Annotated in this window: 1 protein-coding gene; it reads left to right on the top strand. The window is 53.5% G+C overall.

Going from position 1 to position 1,297, the window contains the following annotated elements; translation table 11 throughout:
• Positions 1-109 precede the first annotated feature (109 nt).
• On the top strand, positions 110-1,297 hold a 1,188-nt coding region (locus tag FBX99_RS28765), incomplete at its 3' end, for an IS4 family transposase (protein WP_145133815.1).

The following is a 1,297-nucleotide window of genomic DNA, read 5'->3' as shown; positions in this document are numbered from 1 at the left end:
CCTGAGGAATCCCCGAATTTTCTTACGAAAAATCAAGAAGTTGGAATATTGAAGAGACCTGCATGAGTCGGCAGCTTGTGTTGCACCACACAAAACAAGATCCCGCCCCATGCAGGCCATCCGATTCTTACACAGCGCGCTCGCTCAAGCACTCCCTGGTGTTCACTCTCGTCGCCTGAAAACGTTGATGTGTTGTGTCAGCGCATTGCTACGAGGACGTCGGCTCACGCTGACGGGGCTTGGTCGATTTTTACCAAGCAAAGCCTATCCCAAACACACCATCAAACGAGTGGATCGGCTGTTGGGTAATCGGCATCTGCAAACCGAGCGCCCGCTGTTTTACTGGGTCATGCTGCGAGCCCTGTTGGGCTCGCTCAAGCATCCATTGATCCTGGTTGATTGGTCACCCATTGATGCGGCTGGAGAGTTCTTTTTGTTGCGCGCAGCCATCCCTTTGGCGGGACGCTCATTCCCGATCTACGAGAGCGTTCATGAACGTGAGGGTTGTCCGAAATATCAAAAACGATTGCTACAAGCGCTGGCCGAAATGCTTCCCGAAGAGTGCGTTCCGATCCTTGTGGCTGACGCAGGTTTTCGCCGACCATGGATCAAAGCCGTCGAGGCGCAAGGCTGGTATTACGTGGGACGCGTGCGTAACCGGGATCTCTACCGAGCCGACGCAGACACTTGGCTACCCGTTAAAAACCTCTACGCTCTGGCATCGTCCTCACCGAAGTCATTGGGGCGGATCGAGATGACCCAAAGCGCTCCGCACATCATTCATCTGTACTGCGTTAGGCATTCGGCAAAAGGTCGCAAACACCAGCGTGTCACCGGATCAATCGCCAAAAACAAACTCAGCAGGCAATCGGCCAATCGTGAACGAGAGCCCTGGTTATTGGCTAGCAACCTGCCGGAGGATCAATGGAATCCATCGAAAATCGTGGCCGTTTACAAACAGCGCATGCAGATAGAAGAAGGCTTCAGAGATGTAAAAAGTGAGTATTTTGGCGTAGGCGTCACTCGCCATCGGAGTCACTGCCCACGCCGAATCGAAGTACTTTTGCTGATCTCGGCTCTGGCTAATTACATCATTTGTTTAACGGGATTGCAGGCCCGCGAGGCGGGGCATGAGCGCCGTTTTCAAAGCAATAGCCTTAAACGCCGACGAGTGTTATCGCTATGGCGGCTGGGCCTGGAATACTGGCGTAGTGGACGCGGCTCAAACTCTCGAAAAACTTTGGAGAGACTTGAGCACGCGTTGCGAGCAGAGGTACATCAAGAGGCGCAGGCATTG

Origin of the sequence: Pseudomonas sp. SJZ074, assembly GCF_007828215.1 — a bacterium.
In the GTDB taxonomy this organism is placed as follows: Bacteria; Pseudomonadota; Gammaproteobacteria; order Pseudomonadales; family Pseudomonadaceae; genus Aquipseudomonas.
Note: the sequence above shows the minus strand (reverse complement) of the source record. Positions and strands in the feature narration are given on the sequence as shown.